At 73.4% G+C, this 23,306-nt stretch carries 23 protein-coding genes and 1 tRNA gene; 2 read left to right on the top strand and 22 right to left on the bottom strand.

The genetic code is table 11. The annotated features are described in order from the left end of the window. Positions 1–18: 18 nt before the first annotated feature. The 20 genes from CLV37_RS20745 to argS form a co-directional block, all read right to left on the bottom strand. Entirely contained in the window at positions 19–927 is a 909-nt protein-coding gene (locus CLV37_RS20745) for a F0F1 ATP synthase subunit gamma (RefSeq protein WP_106214020.1), read from the bottom strand. 52 nt (positions 928–979) lie between these two features. Next, positions 980–2,617: a F0F1 ATP synthase subunit alpha gene (atpA, locus tag CLV37_RS20740; protein WP_106214018.1), complete on the bottom strand. Its 1,638-nt coding sequence runs from the start codon at positions 2,615–2,617 to the stop codon at positions 980–982. An 85-nt stretch (positions 2,618–2,702) separates the two neighbouring features. Continuing rightward, positions 2,703–3,530 (bottom strand): F0F1 ATP synthase subunit delta, encoded by an 828-nt coding sequence (locus CLV37_RS20735; RefSeq protein ID WP_106214016.1) that lies wholly within the window; start codon positions 3,528–3,530, stop codon positions 2,703–2,705. Next, a complete protein-coding gene (locus CLV37_RS20730) occupies positions 3,527–4,093 on the bottom strand; it encodes a F0F1 ATP synthase subunit B (protein ID WP_106214014.1) in 567 nt (188 codons plus the stop codon). The genes CLV37_RS20735 and CLV37_RS20730 overlap by 4 nt, the downstream gene beginning before the upstream one ends. 45 nt (positions 4,094–4,138) lie before the next feature. After that, positions 4,139–4,363 carry an ATP synthase F0 subunit C gene (atpE, locus tag CLV37_RS20725; RefSeq protein WP_012084391.1) on the bottom strand — a complete coding sequence of 75 codons (225 nt, stop codon included), beginning with the start codon at positions 4,361–4,363 and terminating at the stop codon, positions 4,139–4,141. A gap of 65 nt (positions 4,364–4,428) precedes the next feature. Further along, positions 4,429–5,217 carry a F0F1 ATP synthase subunit A gene (atpB, locus tag CLV37_RS20720; RefSeq protein ID WP_106214012.1) on the bottom strand — a complete coding sequence of 263 codons (789 nt, stop codon included), beginning with the start codon at positions 5,215–5,217 and terminating at the stop codon, positions 4,429–4,431. Positions 5,218–5,305: 88 nt separating this feature from the next. After that, entirely contained in the window at positions 5,306–5,545 is a 240-nt protein-coding gene (locus CLV37_RS20715; RefSeq protein ID WP_106214010.1) for a hypothetical protein, read from the bottom strand. Continuing rightward, positions 5,542–5,979, bottom strand: coding sequence for a Cg1360 family ATP-synthase-associated protein (locus CLV37_RS20710; RefSeq protein WP_106214008.1), 438 nt, complete (start codon positions 5,977–5,979; stop codon positions 5,542–5,544). Before CLV37_RS20710 ends, CLV37_RS20715 begins: the two co-directional genes overlap by 4 nt. A 143-nt stretch (positions 5,980–6,122) precedes the next feature. Beyond that, positions 6,123–7,301: an MraY family glycosyltransferase gene (locus CLV37_RS20705; RefSeq protein ID WP_106214006.1), complete on the bottom strand. Its 1,179-nt coding sequence runs from the start codon at positions 7,299–7,301 to the stop codon at positions 6,123–6,125. Further along, a complete protein-coding gene (locus CLV37_RS20700) occupies positions 7,298–8,020 on the bottom strand; it encodes an L-threonylcarbamoyladenylate synthase (RefSeq protein WP_245885515.1) in 723 nt (240 codons plus the stop codon). Before CLV37_RS20700 ends, CLV37_RS20705 begins: the two co-directional genes overlap by 4 nt. A gap of 81 nt (positions 8,021–8,101) precedes the next feature. Next, positions 8,102–8,947 carry a peptide chain release factor N(5)-glutamine methyltransferase gene (gene prmC, locus CLV37_RS20695; protein ID WP_211298826.1) on the bottom strand — a complete coding sequence of 282 codons (846 nt, stop codon included), beginning with the start codon at positions 8,945–8,947 and terminating at the stop codon, positions 8,102–8,104. Further along, positions 8,944–10,038, bottom strand: a complete 1,095-nt coding sequence (locus tag CLV37_RS20690; protein ID WP_106214004.1) for a serine hydrolase domain-containing protein — start codon at positions 10,036–10,038, stop codon at positions 8,944–8,946. Before CLV37_RS20690 ends, prmC begins: the two co-directional genes overlap by 4 nt. Before the next feature lie 136 nt (positions 10,039–10,174). Beyond that, positions 10,175–11,236, bottom strand: a complete 1,062-nt coding sequence (gene prfA / locus CLV37_RS20685; RefSeq protein WP_106214002.1) for a peptide chain release factor 1 — start codon at positions 11,234–11,236, stop codon at positions 10,175–10,177. Between the two features lie 87 nt (positions 11,237–11,323). Next, complete coding sequence (gene rpmE / locus CLV37_RS20680; RefSeq protein ID WP_106214000.1) at positions 11,324–11,539, bottom strand: 50S ribosomal protein L31; 216 nt, start codon at positions 11,537–11,539, stop codon at positions 11,324–11,326. A 145-nt stretch (positions 11,540–11,684) separates the two neighbouring features. After that, on the bottom strand, positions 11,685–13,787 hold the full coding sequence (gene rho / locus CLV37_RS20675; RefSeq protein WP_106213998.1) for a transcription termination factor Rho: 2,103 nt from the start codon (positions 13,785–13,787) through the stop codon (positions 11,685–11,687). Positions 13,788–14,154: 367 nt separating this feature from the next. Further along, entirely contained in the window at positions 14,155–15,141 is a 987-nt protein-coding gene (gene thrB / locus CLV37_RS20670; RefSeq protein WP_106213996.1) for a homoserine kinase, read from the bottom strand. Between the two features lie 5 nt (positions 15,142–15,146). Beyond that, the gene (gene thrC, locus CLV37_RS20665) at positions 15,147–16,217 is read right to left on the bottom strand and encodes a threonine synthase (protein ID WP_106213994.1); all 1,071 of its coding nucleotides are present in this window, start codon (positions 16,215–16,217) and stop codon (positions 15,147–15,149) included. Next, on the bottom strand, positions 16,217–17,515 hold the full coding sequence (locus CLV37_RS20660; RefSeq protein ID WP_106213992.1) for a homoserine dehydrogenase: 1,299 nt from the start codon (positions 17,513–17,515) through the stop codon (positions 16,217–16,219). The genes thrC and CLV37_RS20660 overlap by 1 nt, the downstream gene beginning before the upstream one ends. 95 nt (positions 17,516–17,610) lie before the next feature. Continuing rightward, a complete protein-coding gene (gene lysA / locus CLV37_RS20655; protein WP_106213990.1) occupies positions 17,611–19,002 on the bottom strand; it encodes a diaminopimelate decarboxylase in 1,392 nt (463 codons plus the stop codon). A 14-nt stretch (positions 19,003–19,016) separates the two neighbouring features. Next, entirely contained in the window at positions 19,017–20,681 is a 1,665-nt protein-coding gene (gene argS, locus CLV37_RS20650) for an arginine--tRNA ligase (RefSeq protein ID WP_106213988.1), read from the bottom strand. Positions 20,682–20,790: 109 nt separating this feature from the next. Here argS and CLV37_RS20645 point away from each other — a divergent pair. Both CLV37_RS20645 and CLV37_RS20640 read left to right on the top strand, forming a co-directional pair. Further along, positions 20,791–20,862: transfer RNA gene (locus CLV37_RS20645), tRNA-Arg, on the top strand. Positions 20,863–20,964: 102 nt separating this feature from the next. Next, on the top strand, positions 20,965–21,669 hold the full coding sequence (locus CLV37_RS20640) for a SprT-like domain-containing protein (protein ID WP_106213985.1): 705 nt from the start codon (positions 20,965–20,967) through the stop codon (positions 21,667–21,669). 7 nt (positions 21,670–21,676) lie between these two features. Here CLV37_RS20640 and CLV37_RS20635 read toward each other — a convergent pair whose 3' ends face one another. Both CLV37_RS20635 and CLV37_RS20630 read right to left on the bottom strand, forming a co-directional pair. After that, entirely contained in the window at positions 21,677–22,168 is a 492-nt protein-coding gene (locus CLV37_RS20635) for a glutathione peroxidase (protein WP_106214216.1), read from the bottom strand. A 34-nt stretch (positions 22,169–22,202) separates the two neighbouring features. Next, positions 22,203–23,255 (bottom strand): FAD-dependent oxidoreductase, encoded by a 1,053-nt coding sequence (locus CLV37_RS20630; RefSeq protein WP_170127402.1) that lies wholly within the window; start codon positions 23,253–23,255, stop codon positions 22,203–22,205. Between the last annotated feature and the right edge of the window lie 51 nt (positions 23,256–23,306).

The following is a 23,306-nucleotide window of genomic DNA, read 5'->3' as shown; positions in this document are numbered from 1 at the left end:
GGTGGTGGGGGCCGCGCGTCAGGCGCGCGAGCCGGAGGAGGCCAACGCGTCGGCGCCGCCGACGATCTCGCTGATCTCCTGGGTGATGTCCGCCTGACGGGCGTTGTTGGCCAGCCGGGTCAGCTTCTTGATGAGTTCGTCCGCGTTGTCGGTCGCGCTCTTCATGGCCCGCTGACGGGCGGCGAGCTCGGAGGCCGCCGCCTGCAGCAGGCAGTTGTAGATGCGGCTGGTGACGTACTGCGGCAGCAGCGCGTCGAGCACGGCGTCGGCGCTCGGTTCGAACTCGTAGAGCGGCTGCAGGTCCCCGCCGGTGGGCGCCTCGACGCCCTCGACGACCTCCAGCGGCAGGAGCCGGATGACCCGGGGCTCCTGCGTCACCATGCTCACGAAGTGCGTGTACACGACGTGGATCTCGTCGATCCCGCCGGCCGCGTCGTCCTGGGCGAAGTCGGCGAGCAGACGGTCACCGATCGCCTTGGCGTCGGAGTACTGCGGCGCGTCGGTGAACCCGGCCCAGGAGTCGACCACGTCGCGGCGGCGGAAGTTGTAGAACGCCGCCGCCTTGCGGCCGACCAGGTACGGGGCGACCTCCTTGCCGTCGGCGCGCAGGGCGGCGGTGAGCCGCTCGCCCTCGCGCAGCACCGACGACGAGTACGCCCCGGCCAGACCGCGGTCGGACGACAGCAGCAGCAGGGCCGCGCGCTTGACCTGGGTCTTCTCGGTGATCAACGGGTGGTCGAGCGAGGAGTTCGACGCCGCCGCCGACACCGCGCGGGTCAGCGCCCGCGCGTACGGGGTCGACGCGCGCACGTTCGCCTGCGCCTTGATGATCCGCGACGCCGCGATGAGCTCCATCGCGCGGGTGATCTTCTTGGTCGCCTGGACCGAGCGGATCTGCCGCCGGTAGGCCCTCAGCTGGCCTGCCATGTCCTGCTCCTCTTCCTTGCTCCGCTCGGTCCTTCGACTACCCCAGCGCTGCTCAGCGCTTGGTGGTGGTGATCCGCTCCTGCGAGATGTCGTCCGCGTCGGTCTGACCGTGGTCCTCGTCCGCGGGCACCGTGTGGCTGGTCTCCCCGGCCGAGAACTGCGGCTTGAAGGCGTCGATGGCCTTCTTCAGCTCGTCCTTGGCGCCGTCGGAGAACTGCTTCGTCTCGCGGATGCCCTGCATCAGCTCGGCGTGGTTGCGCTTGACGTGCTCGAGGAACTCGCGCTCGAAGCGGGAGATGTCCTCGACCTCGACGGAGTCGAGCTGGCCCGTCGTGCCCGCCCAGATCGAGACGACCTGCTCCTCGAGGGAGAAGGGCGTGTACTGCGGCTGCTTGAGCAGCTCCACCAGGCGCGCACCGCGGGCGAGCTGGTTGCGGGAGGCCTGGTCCAGGTCCGAGGCGAACATCGCGAACGCCTGCATCGACCGGTACTGCGCCAGGTCCAGCTTCAGCGTGCCCGAGATGCCCTTGATGGCCTTCGTCTGCGCGGCACCGCCGACGCGGGACACCGAGATGCCGACGTCGATGGCGGGGCGCTGGTTGGCGTTGAACAGGTCCGACTGCAGGAAGATCTGGCCGTCGGTGATGGAGATGACGTTGGTCGGGATGTACGCCGAGACGTCGTTGCCCTTGGTCTCGATGAAGGGCAGACCCGTCATCGAGCCGGCGCCGAGCTCGTCGGACAGCTTCGCGCAACGCTCCAGCAGGCGGGAGTGCAGGTAGAAGACGTCACCGGGGTAGGCCTCGCGGCCCGGCGGGCGGCGCAGCAGCAGCGACACGGCCCGGTAGGCCTCGGCCTGCTTGGACAGGTCGTCGAACACGATGAGGACGTGCTTGCCGGCGTACATCCAGTGCTGGCCGATGGCCGAACCGGTGTAGGGCGCGAGGTACTTGAACCCGGCCGGGTCGGAGGCGGGGGCCGCGACGATGGTCGTGTACTCCATCGCGCCGGCCTCCTCCAGCGAACGCTTCACCGAAGCGATCGTGGAGCCCTTCTGGCCGATGGCGACGTAGATGCAGCGGACCTGCTGCTTCGGGTCGCCCGAGGCCCAGTTGGCCTTCTGGTTGATGATCGTGTCGATCGCGATCGCGGTCTTGCCGGTCTGGCGGTCGCCGATGATCAGCTGACGCTGGCCGCGGCCGACGGGGATCATGGCGTCGATGGCCTTGATGCCGGTCTGCAGCGGCTCGCGGACCTCCTGGCGCTGCACGACCGAGGGGGCCTGCAGCTCCAGCGCACGACGGGTCTCGGCCTCGATCGGGCCCAGGCCGTCGATCGGCGCACCCAGCGGGTCGACGACGCGGCCCAGGAAGTCGTCACCGACGGGCACGGAGAGGACCTCACCCGTGCGGTGGACCTCCTGGCCCTCCTCGATGCCGGCGTAGTCGCCCAGGACGACCACACCGATGTCGCGGACGTCGAGGTTCTGCGCGAGGCCGAGGGTCCCGTCCTCGAAGCGCAGCAGCTCGTTCGCCATGACCGAGGGCAGGCCCTCGACGTGGGCGATGCCGTCGCCGGCGTCGGTCACGCGGCCGACTTCCTCACGCGCGGCGGTACCGGGGTCGTACGACGCCACGAAGGCGTCGAGAGCGTCCCGGATCTCCTCCGGGCGGATGGTCAGCTCGGCCATGGGAAGCCCTGCTCTCCTTCTCGGGTCGTGCACGTCTCAGTCCATTGTCCCTCGCCTGCGGCGAGGGCGGGTGTTCAGGAGGCTGTCAGCCGGCCAGGCGGCGGCGGGCGTCCTCGAGGCGGGCCAGGATCGACCCGTCGATGACGTCGTCACCGATGCTGACGCGCAACCCGCCCACGAGGTGCGGGTCGACGTCGACGTTGATGCGGATCGGACGGCCGTACTGGCGCGACAGCGAGGCGGCGAGCCGGTCCCGCTGGGCGTCGCTCAGCGCGGACGCGCTGACGACGTGGGCGACGAGCTGCTCGCGGCGCTGGGCCACGACCTCGACCCAGTCCTCGAGCACGCGCTCGGCGCGCAGCCCGCGGGGGGCCACGGCCACCCGGCGGGCCAGCTGGATCGTCTCGGGCACTGCCCGGTCGAGCAGCAGCCGGGAGACCAGCGAGGCGCGGTTGGCGTCCGGGGCCGTGCGGTCGGCGAGCGCGTCGCGCAGGCTGGGGTTGCCGGCGATGGTCCGGGAGAACCGGAAGAGCTCGTCCTCCAGCGCGTCCAGGTGCCCCGACCGCTCGGCCTGCGTCACGACCGCCCCGACGGCGAGCCGCTCGGTGGCGTCGGACAGGTCGCGCCCGGCCGTCCAACGCGCCGACGCCAGCGAGACCAGGGTCTCGACGGCGGCCGGGCTGATCTTGCCCGTGAACGTGGCGCGGACGAAGGCGGCCTTGGCGCCGGCCTCGCGGGACGGGTCGGTCAGCGCGCGGCGCAGGCCGACCGAGGAGTCCAGCAGGCTGGTGACGGCGAAGAGGTCCTCACCGGTCCGGCCCGCGTCGGAACCCTCGGCGGCCAGCTGCGCGTCGAGCACCTGCTGCGCGGCGGCGAGGCTCGCCTTCGCGACGCCGGAGTCGAGCTCGCTCATCGGGAGGTCGCCCCCGACTCGCTGCGCTCCAGGTCGGCCAGGAACCGGTCCACGACACCGCTCTGGCGAGCGGAGTCGTGCAGCGACTCGCCCACGATGCGCGACGCCAGGTCGGTCGCCAGGCGACCCACCTCGGCGCGCAGCTGCGCGGTGGCCTGGGCGCGCTCGGCCTCGATGGTCGCGCGCGCCGCGGTCGTGATGCGCTCGGACTCGGCCTGGGCCTGCTCGCGCATCTCGGCGAGGATCTGCGCGCCCTGCTGGCGGGCCTCCTCGCGGATGCGGTTGCCCTCGGCGCGCGCGTCCGAGAGCTGCGCCTTGTACTCCTCGAGCGCGGCCTGGGCCTCAGCCTGGGCGCGTTCGGCCTTCTCGACGTTGCCCTCGATGGCCGCGCGCCGCTCCTCGTACATGGCTTCGAGGCGCGGGACGACCTTCTTGGCGACGACGATCCAGATGATGATCGCGAAGATGATCCCGACGATCAGCTCCCCCAGGTGGGGAAGGATCGGGTAGATCGGGTCGCCCTCGACTTCTTCACCGGCTGCGGTGAAGGCTGCTACGAGCACGTTTCCTCCTTCGGGCTCAGGGCAACGGACGGATCAGGGGGCTGATCAGCCGTTGGGGTTGGTGCCCGAGAAGACGAAGGCGAGGGCGATGCCGAAGATGGCGAGCGCTTCCGCGAGGACGAAGCCCAGGATGGCGATGCTCTGGAGCATGCCGCGGGCCTCGGGCTGACGGGCGGCGCCGTTGATGTAGGCCGCGAAGATCAGGCCGATGCCGATGCCCGGGCCGATGGCGGAGAGACCGTAACCGACGATGGCGAGGGAGCCGTACATGGTCCTCTGTCATTCCTTTCGTAGCCGAAGCGCAGGTCCGCGCCCCGGGTTCTGGGTGGGGCGGGTCAGTGCTCGTCAGCGAGAGCGCTGGCGATGAAGGTGGCGGCGAGCATCGTGTAGACGTACGCCTGGAGGAACTCGACGAAGATCTCGAAGAGCGTCAGGGCGAAGGCCATGACGATCGTCGGGATCCCGACGATCTTCAGCCCGAAGCCGCCGTGGAGGAACATGTACTCCGCGCCGCTGATGAACAGCACGAGGATCAGGTGACCCGCGAACATGTTGCCGAAGAGCCGCAGGGTGATCGTCACCGGTTGGATGACCACGATCGAGAGGACCTCGAGCAGGAAGACCAGCGGCACGATCGGCTTGGGCAGCCCGTGCGGGACGACGCCCGCGAAGTAGGCCGCGAAGCCCTTCTTCCGGATCCCCACGATGTGGTAGGTGAGGTAGAGGAAGATCGTCAGGGCCAGCGGGAAGGCGATGCGCGACATCGTCGGGTACTGGATCGGCGGGATGACGCCGAACAGGTTGTTCACGAGGATGACCGAGAAGAACGTGAACAGCAGCGGGACGAACTTCAGGAACTCCTTGGACCCGATGATGTCCCGGCCGATGGAGTTGCGGACGAAGCCGTAGGCGGCCTCGACGACCATCTGCTTCTTGCCCGGGACCACCGCGAGGCGCTTGGTGCCCGCGAGCAGCAGCCAGATGATGAGGACCGCGGACAGCGCGAAGACGATGGCCGGCCGGGTGATGGCGAACGCGCCGCTCCCGATCAGCGGCTGCCAGAACATGTGCTGGTCGGGCGCTTCGTACGCGCTGGGCGCGGCAGCCAGCAGGGGCAGGCTCACGTCAACTCCTCCGTGCGAACTTCATCGTGGGTACGGGGCCGGTGGCCGGCCGCGTTCCTGAGCGAACTGGTGGTCGAGCGTCCCGCGGTCAGTGCGTACCGTACCGGAGCCACACGTAGTACAAAGTCAGCGCCTTGCCGGTGACCAGACCGATGCCCACGATGAAGTGGGTGCCGAAGAGGTGGTCGAGCCCCCAGCCGGCGAGCGCCCCGAGGAGCGCACCGGAGATGAGGTAGGACGTCACGCTCCAGGCGATCTTCTCGGTGATGCCGTTGCCGGCGTCGGTCGGCATCTGCGAGGACGGCGCGGCGGGCTTGGCGAGGCTCACTTCTCGTCCCCGCTCGCCATGAAGACCGGGATGCGCATCTTCATGAACCCGCGCAGCTCGGCGGCCAGCCACACCACCGCGGTGATGATGACGGTGAAGCCGAGCGCGGGACCGGAGATCCCGTGGATCCGCGTCAGCACCAGCATCGCGACGCCCAGGAGCACGATCTTCACCGTGTAGACGACCATCGCCGTCAGCATGATCATGTGCGGGTTCTTCTCGGTGACCTTGCGCATGACCACCAGGCGCGCTCCGAAGAAGGCGATGACGATCGCGGCGCCGATCAGCGACGAGAGGGCGGGGGCCAGGCCCTGCCAGACGGCCGTCACCACGACGCACACCACGCCGACGATCCCCGTCACGAGGGAGGCGCGACGCAGCAGCACGCCGAAGGCCTGTGCGGCCTGGACGCCTGCGTCGGTGCTCGTGCTCACGGGATTCTCTTTCGTCGTCGGTGGGTCGTCCGGTGGGACAGGCCTATCGGCGGCAGCCCCGGACTCGGGTGGAACCGGGGAGACTTCGTGAAAGCTATCACGAGCTCCGGGGTCTCCTACACCGCGTCGTGGGTCACCGGGGCTCACGTGCGGGACGTCTCGGTGGGGGCCGGCACCGGGGCCGTGCCGGACGCGTCGCTCGCTCCGTCGCTCACGGGCTCCACGGTGGGCCGTCCGCGCCGCCAGTACAAGGGCAGGAACGTCAGCGCGAGCACCAGGCAGCCCGCGGCGAAGGCCACGGCGAGGGCCTGGGCCAGCGGCAGGAAGGCGGAGGTGGCCGCGCCGAAGCTGAGGAAGGCCGCCCAGGAGTACATGACCAGCACGGCCACCCGGTGCGAGTGGCCCAGCTGCAGCAGCCGGTGGTGCAGGTGCTTCTTGTCGGGGTGCCAGAACGCCTTGCCCGCCCGCGTGCGGCGCACGACGGCCAGCAGCATGTCGCTGAACGGCACGAGCAGGACCGCGATGGGCAGCAGCAACGGGAAGAAGGCCGGGGCGATCTTCTCGTCGGCGACCGTCTCGGGGTCCACCGTGCTGGTGGCGGCGATGGTCGAGCTCGCCATGAGCAGCCCCAGCAGCATCGAGCCGGAGTCGCCCATGAAGATGCGCGCCGGGTGGAAGTTGTGGGGCAGGAAGCCCAGGCAGACGCCGACGGTGATCGCGGCGATCAGCGTGGCCAGGGAGGAGAAGTCGTCCGGGACGCTGCCGCGCTGCAGGGCGTAGGAGTACCCGAAGAAGGCGATCGCGCCGATGCCGACGATCCCGGCCGCCAGCCCGTCGAGGCCGTCGACGAAGTTGACGGCGTTCACCGAGACGAGCACGACGAGGATCGTGATGATCATCATGGTCCGCCCGGACAGCAGGGTCACCCCGCCGATCGGCAGCTGCAGCAGGCTCACGCCCTGCCAGCCCATGATCCCCGCGGCGAGCACCTGACCGGCGAGCTTGGTGACGGCGTCGAGCTGGACGATGTCGTCGGCGACCCCGACGGCGACGACCACCGCGGCGCCGACGAGGACCCACAGCGGGCCCGGGTCGGTGTCGAACACGCGGGACAGGAACGGGATCCGGCTCGAGACGACCAGCGCGGCGCCCATCCCCAGCAGCATGGCCAGCCCTCCCAGCCGCGGGATCGGGACCGTGTGCACGTCCCGGTCGCGCAGCGGGGTGACGGCGCCGACCCGCTGGGCCAGCCGCCGCACGAGGGGGGTCGTCAGGTACGTGACCGCGGCGGCCACGACGATGACGAGGAGGTAAGCCCTCATCCGCTCGCGGCCCCTGAGTGCTCCTCGTCGACGGGAGCCTCGGGCTCGGCCGGTCCGGGCTCGGCCGGCCCCTCGGGCTCGGCCCAGCCGTTCGGGACGGCCGCGCGCAGCTCGGCCTCGCTGAGGGCCCCGACGCGCACGACCCGCAGCGGGCCGTCGGAGGCGTCGACGATGGTCGAGGGCGCGCCCTTCGGGCTGGCTCCCGCGTCGAGGTAGACGCGCACGGACTCCCCGAGCTGCTCGACGGCCTCCTCGACGAGCGTGGCCGCCGGCTGCCCGGACCGGTTGGCGCTCGAGACGGCCATCGGGCCGGTGAGGCGCAGCAGCTCCAGGGCGACCGGGTGCAGCGGCATCCGCAGGGCGACCGTGCCGTTCGTCTCCCCCAGGTCCCACGTCAGCGACGGCTGCGCGCGGCAGATGATGGTCAGGGCCCCGGGCCAGAACGCGTCGATGAGCTCGCGGACCGCGAACGAGATGGAGCTGGCCAGCCCGTCGACGGTGCGCGTCTCGGGCACCAGGACCGGCGGCGGCATGTCGCGCCCGCGGCCCTTGGCCTCCAGCAGCCGCTTGACGGCGGCGGGGTTGAAGGCGTCGGCGCCGATGCCGTAGACGGTGTCGGTCGGCAGGACGACGACCTCACCGCGTTTGACGGCGTTGTGCGCGGCGGACAGTCCGCGGTCTCGGACGACGGGGTCAGCGCAATCGAACGGGGGCCTCACGAGGCAAGAGTGTCCCACCGTCCGGGCGTGTCGCGACGACCGCCTCGCGCGCGGCGGGTCAGGCGCCCTCCCGCGGCACGCTCAGCGGCGGCGGGCCGAGGTCGAGCGCGGGCGGTCCGTCAGGTCGCGGTGGCTGCGGACGTCGGTCCACGCGGCCGCCGCGAACATGGCCCGGGCGCTGAGCTCCTGCACCTCGGCGTGCTCGACGACGACGTACCCGCCCGGCCGCAGGAGCCGGGCCGCCGCCGCGACGACGCGCCGCGGGACCTGCAGGCCGTCGTCCCCGAGGCCGTACAGCGCGACCCGCGGGTCGTGCAGGGCGACCTCGGCGTCCACGGGGACCGCGCCCGGCGGGACGTACGGCGGGTTGCTCACGACGACGTCGACGGCGCCGTCGAGGTCGTCGAACGACGTGCCCGCGTCCCCCAGGCGCAGGTCCAGGCCCGGGGCGAACTCGTCGACGTTGCGCCGCGCCCAGGCGTGGGCCATCGGGTCCAGCTCGACGGCGTGGACGCTCGCGCCGGGCACCTCGGTGGCCACCGCCAGGGCGATCGCCCCGGACCCGGTGCACAGGTCGACGACGACGGGGGCGTCGACCTCGCGGGCGGCGACGATCGCCAGCTCCGCCACGGTCTCGGTCTCCGGTCGCGGCACGAACACCCCCGGGCCGACGTGCAGGTCGAGGGCCCGGAACCCGGCGCGGCCCGTGAGGTGCTGCAGCGGGACGCGTTCGGCGCGCTGGTCGAGCAGGTCGGGGAACCGGCCGGGGTCGACCCGCTCCCCCAGCGCCACCAGCACGCCCAGCCGCGAGCGCTGCACCCCGAGGGCGTGGGCGAGCAGGACCTCGGCGTCGGCCCGCGGGGTCGCGACCCCGGCGCCCGCGAGCCGCTGCTCGGCCTCGTGCAGCAGCTCACCGGCATCGATCACGTCGCCGAGGGTAGGCCCAGCAACCGGAAGGCGATCGTCTGGGTGTCCACCGTCGCCGACCCGCTGGGCGAGGTCACCGCGACCCAGGCCCCGCTCGCGGGTTCGGCCCACACCGAGGCCTGGACCCCGGTGGTGGCGCCGTTGTTCCCCACGAGGGTCCGGCCGTCGACCTCGACGGTGAACCAGCCCCACCCGGACCCGCCGCCCAGCGCGGGGATGCGCGGGGCGAGCGCCAGCGGGTCCAGCCCGCCCGTGGCCGCCGCCCGGGCGAGGGCGCCGAGGTCCTCGGCGTCGGACCAGACGCCGGTGCCGGCGGGGGTGCTGCCCGCCGAGAGCCAGACCGTGGCCTCGCGCCCGTCGGCGGCCAGCTGCCGGGCGGCCCCGGCCGGCGGCGCGGCGGGGGCGGCCACGGTGCGGGTCAGGCCCAGCGGGGTCAGCACCCGCTCGGCCAGGAGCTGCGGGTACGGCTGCCCCGTCCGCTCGGCGAGCGCGTTGCCGAGGACGGCGTAGCCGAGGTTGGAGTAGGCGAACGTGCCGGGTGCCGTCCGCAGCGGCGTCCACGCGGCGTCGCGCAGCAGGTTGTCCGGCGTGTCCCAGCGGTAGGGGTTGCCGTGGGTGAGCAGGGACAGGAGCCCGGCGGCGCCCGCGCGGGTGCTGAGCCGGGGCAGGCCGGAGGTGTGCGTCGCGAGCTGGTCGAGGGTGATCGCGGCGGCGCCCCCGCGCAGGTGCGGGTAGACCTCGCCCAGCGTCGTGGCCGGTGCCACCTCCCCGCGCGCGACCATGTCCGCGAGCAGCAGCCCGGTCAGCGACTTGGTCACCGACCCGATCTCCTGCGGCGTCCGCGCGGTCAGGGCGCGGTCGACGTCGGCGGTGCCGATCGCGGCGGACCCCTCGGGGGTCGCCGCCGCGAAGCCCTGTCCGGCCAGGCCGGCCGTCGCGGTCCGCAGCCGGTCGGCGAGCGCCGGGTCGCCCGTCCAGGCGTCCGAGGGGTGCGGGGCCGGCGCGGGCGCAAAGGCGCTCAGCCCCACGACCAGCGCGGCACCCAGCCCCGCGACGGACAGCTTCCTGACGAACGAACGGTTGCGCGGCAACGGGTCACCTCGGTCCTACGGGCGGGCGGTCACGGACCGGACGACGGCGGCCCCGCAGCCCCACGTCGTCCGCGCCTCGAACCTAGGCATCGCCGCCGCCCGTCGTCGTCCGACGATCGGCCACGATCGGTGACGCTCAGGACGCCGCGAGCTGGGCCGCCTCGTCCGCGTCGATGGCCGACTGGATGACCGGGTCGAGGTCCCCGTCGAGGACCGTGTCGAGGTTGTAGGCCTTGAAGCCCGTGCGGTGGTCCGCGATGCGGTTCTCGCCGTAGTTGTACGTGCGGATCCGCTCGGAGCGGTCGACGGTGCGGACCTGGGAGCGGCGCGCCGCCGAGGCCTGCGCGTCGGCGGCCTCCTGGGCGCGGGCGTGCAGCCGGGCCCGCAGGATGCGCAGGGCCTGCTCCTTGTTCTGCAGCTGCGACTTCTCGTTCTGGCAGCTGGCCACGACGCCCGTGGGCAGGTGCGTGACGCGCACCGCCGAGTCGGTCGTGTTGACGCTCTGACCGCCGGGCCCGGAGGACCGGAAGACGTCGATCCGCAGGTCGTTCGGGTCGAGGGCGACCTCGACCTCCTCGGCCTCCGGCATCACCAGGACCCCGACCGCGGAGGTGTGGACGCGGCCCTGCGACTCGGTGACGGGGACCCGCTGGACGCGGTGCACCCCACCCTCGTACTTCAGGCGGTGCCAGACCCCCTCCGGGGAGCTGCCACGCGTCTTCACGGCCACCGAGACGTCCTTGTAGCCGCCGAGGTCGCTCGCCGTGGAGTCGATGAGCTCGGTCGCCCAGCCGTGGCGCTCGGCGTACCGCAGGTACATCCGCAGCAGGTCACCGGCGAACAGCGCGGACTCCTCCCCGCCCTCCCCCGCCTTGATCTCCAGGATCACGTCGCGGGAGTCGTCGGGGTCGCGCGGCAGCAGGACGCGGCGCAGCCGTTCGGCGGCGTCGGTGACGGCCTGCTCGAGCCCCGGCAGCTCCGTCGCGAACGAGGCGTCCTCGGCGGCCAGTTCCCGCGCGGCCTCGAGGTCGTCGGAGGCCGCCCGCCACGCCGAGTGCGCCTCGACGACCTGCCCGAGCTCGGCGTAGCGCCGGCCGAGCGAGCGGGCCAGCCCCTGGTCGGCGTGGACGGCGGGCTCGCCCAGCCGGCGTTCGAGCTCGGCGTGCTCGTCGAGCAGCGGCTGGACGGACTCGAACACGGCAGGGCTCCTGGGGGTGGAAGGGCGGGAACGCGACAGCGCCGGCCCCACCACCTGCGAGGTGGCGGGACCGGCGCTGTGAGCCGACTACTTGGCGGTCTTCTTGCCGTAGCGCTGCTGGAAGCGGGCGACGCGGCCACCGGTGTCCAGGATCTTCTGCTTGCCCGTGTAGAACGGGTGGCAGGCGCTGCACACGTCGGCGCGCATCTCGCCGGACGTCTCGGTGCTCTTGGTGGTGAACGTGTTGCCGCAGGTGCAGACGACCTGGGTCTCGACGTACTCCGGGTGGATTCCGGCCTTCATGGTGATCTCCTCTTGGCGCTCAGTCGGCACCGGGTCGCCCATCGCGTGCGGCGTGAGCCGGTACCTGCGGTCGAAGCAGTCTCCCACAGGAGCCGCCGGGTAGTGGAACCCGGCGACCCCCCGGGAGATTCCCGTCGGTCCTGCCTCAGTCCTTGTTGACCAGCGGCGTCGAGGTCTGCACCTGGTGCAGGAACTCGAGGTTGCTGCGGGTCTTCTTGAGGCGGTCGAGCAGCAGCTCGATGGAGGCCTGCGCGTCCAGCGCGGTGACCACGCGACGCAGCTTCCAGACGGTCTGCAGCTCCTCGCGGGACATGAGGATCTCCTCGCGCCGCGTGCCCGAGGCCGGGACGTCGACGGCGGGGAAGATGCGCTTGTCGGCCAGCTGGCGCGACAGGCGGACCTCCATGTTCCCGGTGCCCTTGAACTCCTCGAAGATGACCTCGTCGGCCTTGGAGCCCGTCTCGACCAGGGCCGAGGCCAGGATCGTCAGCGAGCCGCCGTTCTCGACGTTGCGGGCCGCGCCGAAGAACCGCTTCGGCGGGTACAGCGCCGAGGCGTCGACACCGCCGGACAGGATGCGGCCGCTGGCCGGCGCCGAGATGTTGTAGGCGCGCGACAGGCGGGTCAGGGAGTCCAGCAGCACGACGACGTCGTTGCCGAGCTCCACGAGGCGCTTGGCCCGCTCGATGGCGAGCTCGGCGACCGCGGTGTGGTCGGAGGCGGGACGGTCGAAGGTGGAGGCGATGACCTCACCCTTGATCGTCCGCTGCATGTCGGTGACCTCTTCGGGACGCTCGTCCACGAGCACGACCATGAGGTGGCACTCGGGGTTGTTCGTCGTGATGGCGTTGGCGATGGCCTGCATGACCATCGTCTTGCCGGCCTTCGGCGGGGCCACGATCAGACCGCGCTGGCCCTTCCCGAGCGGCGACATCAGGTCGATGATGCGCGTCGTCAGGACGTTGGGCTCGGTCTCCAGGCGCAGCCGCTCCTGCGGGTACAGCGGCGTGAGCTTGGTGAACTCCGGGCGGTGGCGGGCCTGCTCGGGCGCCGCGCCGTTGACGGTGTCGACGCGCACGAGCGCGTTGAACTTGGCGCGCTGGCCGGACTGCTCGCCCTCACGGGGCTGACGGACGGCACCGGTGACGGCGTCGCCGGGGCGCAGGTTGTTCTTCTTCACCTGGCCGAGGGAGACGTACACGTCGTTGGCCCCGGCGAGGTAGCCCGAGGTGCGGATGAACGCGTAGTTGTCGAGGACGTCCAGGATCCCCGCGACGGGCAGCAGGACGTCGTCCTCGTTGATCTGCTCGTCGACCTCGGGAGCGCCGCCGCCCTCGCGGCCGCCGCGACGGCCCTTGCGGTCGCGGTAGCGGTTGCGCCGACCGCGACGGCCCTCGCCGTCGAAGTCGTCGGCCGGGCCGTTGCCGGGCCCGCCGCCCGAGGCGGCCTGGGGACGCTCGTCGGACCGGTTGTCCTGGCGCTCCTGGCGCTCGGGACGGTCCTGGCGCTCGGGACGGGTGCGGTTCTCGCCCCGGCCCTCGGCCCGGTCGCCACGGGGCTCGCCCTCGGCACCGTCGCGGTCGCGACGGGGCAGGACGGGCAGCTCGACCTGCTGGTCGGGTTCGCGGACGCGGTCGCGGCGGGCGCGCTCGCGGCGCGACAGGCGCTGGGGGGCGTCCTCGGAGCGCTCGGCGCGTTCCGGGCGCTCGGCCCGCTCCGTGCGGGCGTTCGTGAAGTCGTCGAGCGTGGGCTCGGGGCGCTGCTGGGCCGGCTGCTGGGAGGCGACCGGCGCGGCGTCGGCCGGCGCGGCGTCGGCGACCGGCGGGGCACCCGCCGGGGCTCCGGCGCGACGCGAACGGGTCCGCGGGGCGCGCGCGCCCTCCAGCGCCGGCGCCTCGGCCTGCGCGGAGACCTCGGCCCGCTCCGGGGCCTCGGCCCGCACGGGGGCGGGGTCCTGCGCGGGAGCGGGGGTCTGGACGTCCTGCGCGGGAGCGGAGGTCTGGGCCGGGGCGGCGGGAGCCGCGGTCCCGGCCTCGGGGCGGCCGCTGCGCTGCGGGGCGCCGGACTGGTGCTCGCGGATGGCCGCGAGCAGGTCCACCTTGCGCATGCGGCCGGTGCCCGAGATGCCGAGCTCGGTCGCGAGCGCCTGCAGCTGCGGCAGGCGGAGTGCGGACAGGCTCCCGGTGCGGCGCGCGGGCGCCTCGGCGGTCGCGGCGTCGGTGGCTGCGATGTCGGTGGTGTCGGTCACGAAGGTCCTTCCCCCTCGTCGGAGCGACGGACCGGCGGACCCGGCGCTTCGTCGGGTCCGGGGGTGTCGCGTTGACTGCCCGATCGGGCAGGAATTGGGAATCCACGGCCGCGCGAAGGAGCGCAGGACGAACGTGGAGACGCACCCGGAGGCAGGGGGACGGCCGCTGCAGGAAGACGTTCCTACGAGCGGTTGTTCTTCGACCAGCGTCCGCCAGAAACGGTCCCGCCGTGAGTGCTGATGACGATGCTAACACCCACCGGCCCGCTGTCCTTCCCCATCCCCCGTTCGGACGCGCCGCGCGTCGTGGCGCCGGACCCCTGCGGCAGCGCGCGGCGGTGGCCCGCTGGACGGCGCACCACCGGTCTCAGCCGACGCGCCAGGACACCCCGGTCGGGTGCACGGGGCGGTCGTGGACGTCCCACGTGCCCTGCGCCGCAGCGGTCTCGTGCACCCGCGCGACCCCGGCCGCGTCGGTCAGGACGAGGACGCTGGGCCCGGCCCCCGAGACGACGGCGGCCAGGCCCTGCTCCCGCAGCACCCCGAGCAGCCGCGCCGAGGCCGGCATGGCCGGGGCCCGCTGGGCCTGGTGCAGCCGCTCCTCCGTCGCGTCGAGCAGCAGGGAGGGGTCGGCCGTCAGGGCGTGCACGAGCAGACCGGCGCGACCGGCCGTCAGTGCCGCGTCGGCGTGCGGGACACCGGCGGGCAGCAGCGCCCGGGCCCGCGACGTCGCGAGCTCCACCTCGGGCACGCACACGACGGCGCGGACGTCCGGGTGCACGGAGAGCCGGACGGACTTCACGGCGTCGGGGTGCGTGGGGTCCTCGCCCCGCGTCCAGGCGATGGTGAACCCGCCGTGGACGGCGGGCGCGGCGTTGTCCGGGTGCCCCTCGCGGCGCGAGCTCTCCACGAGGACCCGCGTGCGGGTCTGCTCGTCCGTCTCGTCGACGACCCCGACGGCCAGCAGCAGCCCACGCGCGGCCGCGAGCCCGGCGACGATGGCCGACGCCGACGACCCGAGCCCCCGACCGTGCGGGATTACGTTGCGGCACAGCAGGTTCAGCCCCGGCAGCGCGTACCCCTCCGCGGCCAGCTCCTCGCGCAGGACACGGACCACGAGGTGCCGGCCGTCCGTCGGGACGGTCCCGGCGCCCTGGCCCTCGACGGTCACCGAGAGCCCCTCGGGCAGGACCTCGGCGCGCACCTCGTCGCACAGGTCGAGCGCGAGGCCGAACGCGTCGAAGCCGGGTCCGAGGTTCGCGCTCGTCGCCGGGACGCGCACGGTCACGGCCGTGCCGACCGGCAGCGGCGCGAGGGCGCGCGGACGCGCGGGGGTGCTCACCGCCTCGGACACGCGGCTCAGACGTCCAGACCGATCGCGCGGGCGATGGTCACGGCGTCGGGCTGGACGCGCGTCGGCTGGGCCGCCTCGCCGGCGAGGTCGATGGCCCACTGCGGGTCCTTCAACCCGTGCCCGGTGACGGTGATGACGATGGTCTGGCCGGCCTCGACCTCGCCGGCCTCGGCCGCGGCGAGCAGGCCGGCGACCCCGGCCGCCGACGCGGGCTCGACGAAGACGCCCTCGCGGGAGGACAGCCAGCGGTGCGCGGCGAGGATCTGCTCGTCGCTGACGGCGTCGATGCGGCCGCCGGAGTCGTCGCGGGCGGTCGTGGCGCCGGTCCAGGAGGCCGGGTGGCCGATGCGGATCGCCGTCGCGACGGTCTCGGGCTCGTCGACGGGGTGGCCCTTGACGATGGGGGCGGCACCGGCGGCCTGGAAGCCCCACATCTTGGGCGTCTTCTTCGCCACGCCGTCGGCGGCGTACTCGGTGTAGCCCTTCCAGTACGCCGTGATGTTGCCGGCGTTGCCCACGGGCAGGGCGTGGATGTCGGGGGCGTCACCCAGGACGTCGACGACCTCGAAGGCGCCCGTCTTCTGGCCCTCGATGCGGAACGGGTTGACCGAGTTCACCAGCTCGACGGGGTACGCCTCGGCGAGCTTGCGGGCCTGGTTCAGGCAGTCGTCGAAGTTGCCGTCGACCTGCAGGATCGTCGCGCCGTGGGCGACGGCCTGGGACAGCTTGCCCATGGCGATCTTGCCGTCCGGGACGAGCACGACGCTGCGGATGCCCGCGGCCGTGGCGTACGCCGCGGCCGAGGCGGACGTGTTGCCCGTCGAGGCGCAGATGACGACCTCGGCGCCGTTCTCCTTGGCCTTGGTCATGGCCATCGTCATGCCGCGGTCCTTGAAGGACCCCGTGGGGTTGCAGCCCTCGACCTTGAGGAGCACCCGGCCCCGCACGAGCTCGGACAGGTGGCGCGCCGGGACGAGCGGCGTGCCGCCCTCCCCCAGCGTGACGACCGGGGTGTCCTCGGTCACGGGCAGCCGGTCCCGGTACTCCTCGACGAGACCCCGCCACACGTGCGCCATCAGGCGTCTCCCCCCTCGACCCGCAGCACGCCGGCCACGGAGTCCACGATGTCCAGTCGTTCCAGTTCGTCGACCGTGGTCGACAGCGCCGCGTCCGTGGCGCTGTGGGTCACGACGACGAGGACCGCGCGGCCCGAGTCGTCGTGACGCTGCTGCACGGCCTCGATCGAGACGCCGTGCGCGGCGAAGACCCCGGCCACCTGGGCCAGGACGCCGGGCTTGTCGGCCACGTCGAGCCGCACGTGGTACCGGGTGACCGTCTCGCTCATGGGCTGCACGGCCAGCTGCGCGTAGGCCGACTCCCCCGGTCCGCGGCCCCCGACGACCTTGTGCCGGGCGACGGCCACCACGTCGCCCATGACGGCGCTGGCCGTGGGCCGCCCGCCCGCGCCGGGACCGTAGAACATGAGCTCACCGGCCGCCTCGGCCTCGACGTAGACGGCGTTGAACGCGCCCCGCACGCCGCCGAGCTGGTGCTCGCGCGGCAGCATCGCGGGGTGCACGCGCACCGAGACGGCCTCGTTGCCCTCGGCGTCGGTGCCCCGCTCGCAGATGGCCAGCAGCTTCACGACGCAGCCCTGCAGCTCGGCGGCGCGCACGTCGGCCGCGCTGACCTCGGTGATCCCCTCGCGGTGAACGTCGTCGAGGCTGACCCGGGTGTGGAAGGCCAGCGAGGCGAGGATCGCGGCCTTGGCGGCGGCGTCGAACCCCTCGACGTCGGCCGTCGGGTCGGCCTCGGCGTACCCGAGGGCCTGGGCCTGCTCCACCGCCTCGGCGAACCCCATGCCCGTGGTGTGCATCTGGTCCAGGACGTAGTTCGTCGTCCCGTTGACGATGCCGAGGACCCGCGTGACGCGGTCCCCCACGAGCGACTCGCGCAGCGGCCGCAGCAGCGGGATGGCCCCGGCCACGGACGCCTCGTAGTACAGGTCGACGGAGTTCTTGGCCGCGGCCTCGTACAGGGTCGGGCCGTCGGCCGCCAGCAGCGCCTTGTTCGCGGTGACGACCGAGGCGCCGTGCTCGAAGGCGCGCAGGATGAGCGAGCGGGCCGGTTCGATGCCGCCGATGACCTCGATGACGACGTCGGCGCGCGTCACCAGCTCCTCGGCGTCGGTCGTGAACAGCGACGTGTCGATGCCCGCCCCGCGGTCGCGGCCCAGCCGGCGCACCGCGATCCCGACGAGCTCGAGCGGCGCGCCCACGCGCGCCGCGAAGTCGTCGGCCTGCGTCGTCAGCAGCCGCGCCACCTCGGCGCCCACCACGCCGCACCCGAGCAGCGCGACCTTCACCGGCTCCACCGCTTGCGCTCCCTCAGTTCGTCCTGCACGATCCGCCCCACCCTCTCACCCCGGTCAGGGCGTCCTGACCGGCTCCGTCCCGACCGGCTCGGTCCTCAGCCGGCGTCGAGCGCCAGCAGGTCCTCCGGCGTCTCGCGGCGCACCAGGAGCTTGGAGGACCCGTCGCGCACCGCGACCACGGCGGGGCGGGGCACCTGGTTGTAGTTGCTGGCCATGCTGCGGCAGTAGGCGCCCGTGCCGGGCACCGCGAGCAGGTCGCCCGCCGAGGTGTCGGCCGGCAGGAACTCGTCGCGCACCACGACGTCGCCGCTCTCGCAGTGCTTGCCGACCACGCGCGAAAGCACGCCCGGGGCGGCGGAGGCGCGCGAGGCGATCGTCGCGGAGTAGTCGGCGTCGTACAGCGCGGTGCGGATGTTGTCGCTCATCCCGCCGTCGACGGACACGTAGCGCCGGCTCGTCCCGCCGTCGAGGTCGACGACCTTCGTCGTGCCGACCTCGTAGAGGGTGAACGTGCTGGGGGCGGCGATCGCCCGGCCCGGCTCGACGGACACGCGCGGGACCGCGATGCCCTGCACGAGGCACTCGCGGGCCACGATCTCGGCGAGGCGACCGGCGATCTCGACGGGGGCCAGCGGCTTGTCCTCGGACGTGTAGGCCACGCCGTACCCGCCGCCGAGGTCGATCTCGGGCAGCTCCACGCCGTGCTCGCGCTCGACCCTGCGGTGCAGCTCCAGCAGCCGGCGCGCCGAGACCTCGAACCCGCCGAGGTCGAAGATCTGCGAACCGATGTGGCTGTGGAACCCCAGGACCTGCAGCTCCGGGCGCGACAGCGCCTTGGCCACGGCGGCCTCGGCGGCCCCGCCGGCCAGCGACAGGCCGAACTTCTGGTCCTCGTGGGCCGTGGCGATGTACTGGTGCGTGTGGGCCTCGACCCCGACGGTCACGCGCAGCATCACGGGGGCGACGACCCCGCGCTCACGGGCCAGGTCGGCGACGACGTCGATCTCCTCCAGGGAGTCCACGACGATGCGACCGACCCCGGCCTCCAGCGCCGTGACGATCTCGCGGCGCGACTTGTTGTTGCCGTGCAACGCGATCCGGCCCGGCAGCACCCCGCCGCGCAGACCCAGTTCCAGTTCCCCGCCCGAGGCGGTGTCCAGGTGCAGGCCGTCCTCGGCGATCCACCGGGCGACGCCGGTGGCGATGAACGCCTTCGAGGCGTAGTAGACGTCCGCCCCGCCGCACAGGTCGGCGAAGGCGTCCGCGAACGCGTTGCGGAAGGCGGTCGCCCGGGACCGGAAGTCGAGCTCGTCGACGACGAACAGCGGCGTGCCGAAGGTCCGCGCGAGGTCGGCGACCGGGACACCGCCCACGGTCAGGGCCCCGGCGGCGTCCCGGGCGACCGTGCGCGCCCACAGCTGCGGGAGGAGTTCGTTGACGTCGGCCGGGGGCTTGAGCCACGCCGGCACGACCGCGATGTCCGCCACTCACCTACCCCCGATCACATGCGGTCCGGGGCGGAGACGCCCAGCAGACCCAGGCCGTTGGCCAGGACCTGCTTCGTGGCGTCGTTGAGCCACAGGCGCGTCCGGTGCACGTCAGTGACCTCCTCGTCGGCGCGCGGGGTGACGCGGCACGCGTCGTAGAACTTGTGGAACCTGCCCGCGAGCTCCTCGAGGTAGCGCGCGACCCGGTGCGGTTCGCGCAGCTCCGCGGCGCGCTTGACCACGTCGGGGAACTCGGCGAGGGCGGCCAGCAGCAGCGACTCGGTCTCGTCGGTCAGCAGCGAGGGCTCGAAGGCGTCCTCGCGGCGCACCCCGGCGCTCGCGGCGTTGACGCCGACGTTCGCCGTGCGGGCGTGCGCGTACTGCACGTAGAAGACCGGGTTGTCGTTGCTGCGCCGGGTCAGCAGGTCCAGGTCGACGTCGATGCTGGAGTCGACGCTGGAGCGCACGAGGGAGTAGCGGGCCGCGTCGACGCCGACGGCACCGACGAGGTCCTCCATCGTCACGACCGTCCCGGCGCGCTTGCTCATGCGGACCGGCGCGCCGTCCTTGACGAGGTTCACCATCTGGCCGATGAGGATCTCGAGGTTGACCCCGGGGGTGTCGCCGAACGCGGCGCACATGGCCATCATCCGGCCGACGTACCCGTGGTGGTCGGCGCCGAGCATCAGCACGCAGCGGTCGAACCCGCGCTCGCGCTTGTCCAGGTAGTAGGCGATGTCGCCGGAGATGTACGCCGGCTGACCGTCGCTCTTGAGGACGACGCGGTCCTTGTCGTCCCCGAAGTCGCTCGTGCGCAACCACTCCGCACCGTCGGCGGTGTACATCCGGCCGAGGTCGCGCAGCTTCTGCACCGCGCGCTCCACGGCGCCGGAGGAGTGCAGGGAGTCCTCGTGGAAGTAGACGTCGAACTCGACGCCGAAGTCGGCGAGGCTCTTCTTGATCTCGGCGAACATGAGGTCGACGCCCTCGCGGCGGAACGTCTCCTGCTGCTCCTCGCGCGGCTGGTCGAGCACACCGGGCACGCGGGCGCGGACCGCCTCGGCGATGTCGGTGACGTAGTCCCCGCCGTAGCCGTCCTCGGGGGCGGGCTCGCCGTTGGCGCGGGCGAGCAGCGAGCGGGCGAACCGGTCGATCTGGCCGCCGTGGTCGTTGAAGTAGTACTCGCGCGTCACCGACGCGCCCGAGGCCTGCAGGACGCGGGCCAGGGAGTCGCCGACCGCGGCCCACCGGGTGCCGCCGAGGTGGATCGGGCCGGTCGGGTTCGCCGAGACGAACTCGAGGTTGACCTTCTCGCCGCTGGGTTCGGCCGCGTTCCCGTAGGCCGTGCCCGCCTCGACGATCGCGCGGGCGAGCTCGCCGGCCGCCGCGGCCTCCAGGGTGACGTTGAGGAAGCCGGGACCGGCGATGTCGACGGCCCGGACGCCGTCGACCCGCACCAGGCGCTGCTGCAGGACGGCGGCGACGTCGCGCGGGGGGCGGCCGGCCTTCTTGGCGAGCTGGAGGGCGACGCTGGTCGCCCAGTCGCCGTGGTCGCGGTTCTTGGGGCGCTCCACGCGGACCTCGGCCGGGACGTCGGCGGGGTCGAGGGTCAGCTCTCCGGCGGCGACGGCCGCGGTCAGGGCATCCCTCAGGGCAGCTGAGAGCTCGGCGGGAGTCACGAGGGGCAAGCCTACCGGCGCGACGGGCCCCACCCTCGCGCGCACCGATCGGGGGAACGGTGGTCGGGGCGCGCGCCGACCACTGGTAGTGTCTGCGACGCACCGCAGGGCCCCCGTAGCTCAGCGGATAGAGCATCGGCCTCCGGAGCCGTGTGCGCAGGTTCGAGTCCTGCCGGGGGCACGCAGACGAAGGGCGCCGCACACCGTGCGGCGCCCTTCGTCGTGTCCGAGCCCCGTGCTGGGATCCGTGCCGGACCGGGCAGGTCGAGGAGGGGGGTCGCGGGTGGACGTGCAGGACGCGCTGGCGATGGCGCGCGAGCTGCTGGCCGAGCACGGGCTGCACGACTGGACGGTCGGGCTGGACCGGGCCCGCACGCGCGCGGGGGTGTGCCGCGCGGACCGGCGCTGGATCGGCTTGAGCGGGCCGCTGACGGCGCTGCACGACGAGGCCGAGGTGCGCGACACCGTGCTGCACGAGATCGCGCACGCCCTCGTGGGGCCCGGGCACGGCCACGACGCGGTGTGGCGGGCGACGGCGCGGCGCCTGGGCTGCTCGGGCGAGCGGACCTCCGCGGGCCCGCGGGCGCCGGGGCCGTGGGCCGGGACGTGCCCGGCGGGGCACACCACGACGCGCCACCGCCGCCCGACCCGGGTGCTGTCCTGCGGCCGGTGCGGGCCGGGGTTCGACCCGGCGAACGTCGTGAGCTGGCGGTTGCGGGGCCGCGAGGTGCCGCCCGCGGAGATGCCGGACAGCTACCGCGCGGACCTGCGCCGGCTGCAGGACGTCGCCGCCTCCACCGCAGGCCGCACCGCAGCACCCGCCGGGGTGCGCCGGCTCCCGGTCGGGTCGTGGGTGCGCGTGGTGGGCGGCGGCCCGTACACGGGCACCACGGGGCAGGTCGTCAAGCTCGGCCGGACGCGCTACCACGTGCGCACCCGGGCGGGGGTGCTCACCGTCCCGTTCGCGCTGGCCGAGGCGGGACGGTGAGCGGGTCTCAGCCCGGCAGGACGGCCTCGAGCGCGGCGCGCAGCGCGGGGTCCTCGGGCGTGGTGCGCGAGCGCCAGCGGCCCGCGACGGTGCCGTCGGGGGCGACGAGGAACTTCTCGAAGTTCCAGGCGACGTCCCCGGCCCGACCGTCGGCGTCGGGGACCTGCGTGAGGGTGGCGTACAGCGGGTCGCGGCCGGCGCCGTTGACCTCGAGCTTCTCCGTCATGGGGAACGTGGTGCCCCAGGTCGCGGAGCAGTACTCGGCGATCTCCTCGTTGGAGGCGGGTTCCTGCTCCTTGAACTGGTTGCAGGGCACGCCCAGGACGGTGAACCCGCGCTCGCCGTACTCCTGCTGCAGCGCCTCGAGCCCCTCGTACTGGGGGGTGAACCCGCAGCGGGAGGCGACGTTGACGACGAGGACGGCCCGGCCGGTGAGGGCCGCGGTGTCCAGCGGGCCGCCGGTGAGGGCGGTGAGGGGGGTCTGGAACGGGGAGGTCACGGCCGGAACGTACACCGGGCCTGCCGGGGGCGGTTCAACGCCCGGCGAGGACCTCGCGGACGGCTTCGCGGGCGGCCCGGCTCGCCCCGACGGTGCTGGCGGAGGGGCCGTACCCGACGAGGTGCAGGCGGGGTTCGCGCACGACGCGGGTGCCTTCGACGAGGATCCCGCCGCCGGGTTCGCGCAGGTGCAGCGGGCGCAGGTGGTCCAGGGCGGGGCGGAAGCCGGTGGCCCACAGGACGACGTCGGCGGCCTGGGTGGACCCGTCGGCCCACTGCACGCCGTCGGGCCGCAGGCGGGCGAAGGCGGGGTGCCGCTTGAGGACGCCGCGCTCGCGCAGGGCGGCGACCTCGGGGGTCAGGACCAGGCCGGTGGCCGAGACGACGCTGCCGGGTGGTTCGCCGTGCGCGACGCGGCGGGCGACGACCTCGACGGCGGCGCGGCGGGCCTCGACGTCGAAGTCGTCGCGGAACACCGGCTCGGAGCGGGTGACCCACGTGGTGGCGACGCCGAGGTCGGCGAGGTCGGCGAGGTGCTGGACGGCGGAGATGCCGCCGCCGACGACGACGACGTGCCGGCCGACGAACTCGGCCGGGCCGGCGTAGTCGGCGGTGTGCAACTGGCGGCCGCGGAAGACGTCGCGGCCGGGGTAGGACGGCCAGAACGGCTTGGTCCAGGTGCCGGTGGCGTTGACGACGGCCCGGGCGGCGAAGGCTCCCGCGCTGGAGTCGACGAGCAGGCGCGCCCCGGCCGGGCGGACCTCGTGCACGGCGACGGGGCGGCGCACGGGTCCGCCGAGCCGCAGCTCGTACTCGGCGAAGTAGGCGGGGACGACCTCGCGGGCGGGGGCCCGGGGGTCGACGGCGCCGAGGGGGTAGCCGGGCAGGTCGTGGACGCCGTTGACGCGCTCCATGACGAGCCCGGGCCAGCGGTGGCGCCAGGCGCCGCCGGGTTCGTCGTCGCTGTCGAGCACGACGTACCCGCGTCCGGGGGCGAGACCGGCGTGGTCGAGGAAGAACGCGGCGGACAGCCCGCCCTGACCGGCGCCGATCACGACGACGTCGACGGTGGCGAGCGCGGGGCTCACGGCCGCCCGCCGCTCGACCGGCCGCGCGAAGGAGTCGTCACAGCGAGTGAT

The organism is Kineococcus rhizosphaerae (genome assembly GCF_003002055.1).
GTDB lineage: Bacteria > Actinomycetota > Actinomycetes > Actinomycetales > Kineococcaceae > Kineococcus > Kineococcus rhizosphaerae.
Note: the sequence above shows the minus strand (reverse complement) of the source record. Positions and strands in the feature narration are given on the sequence as shown.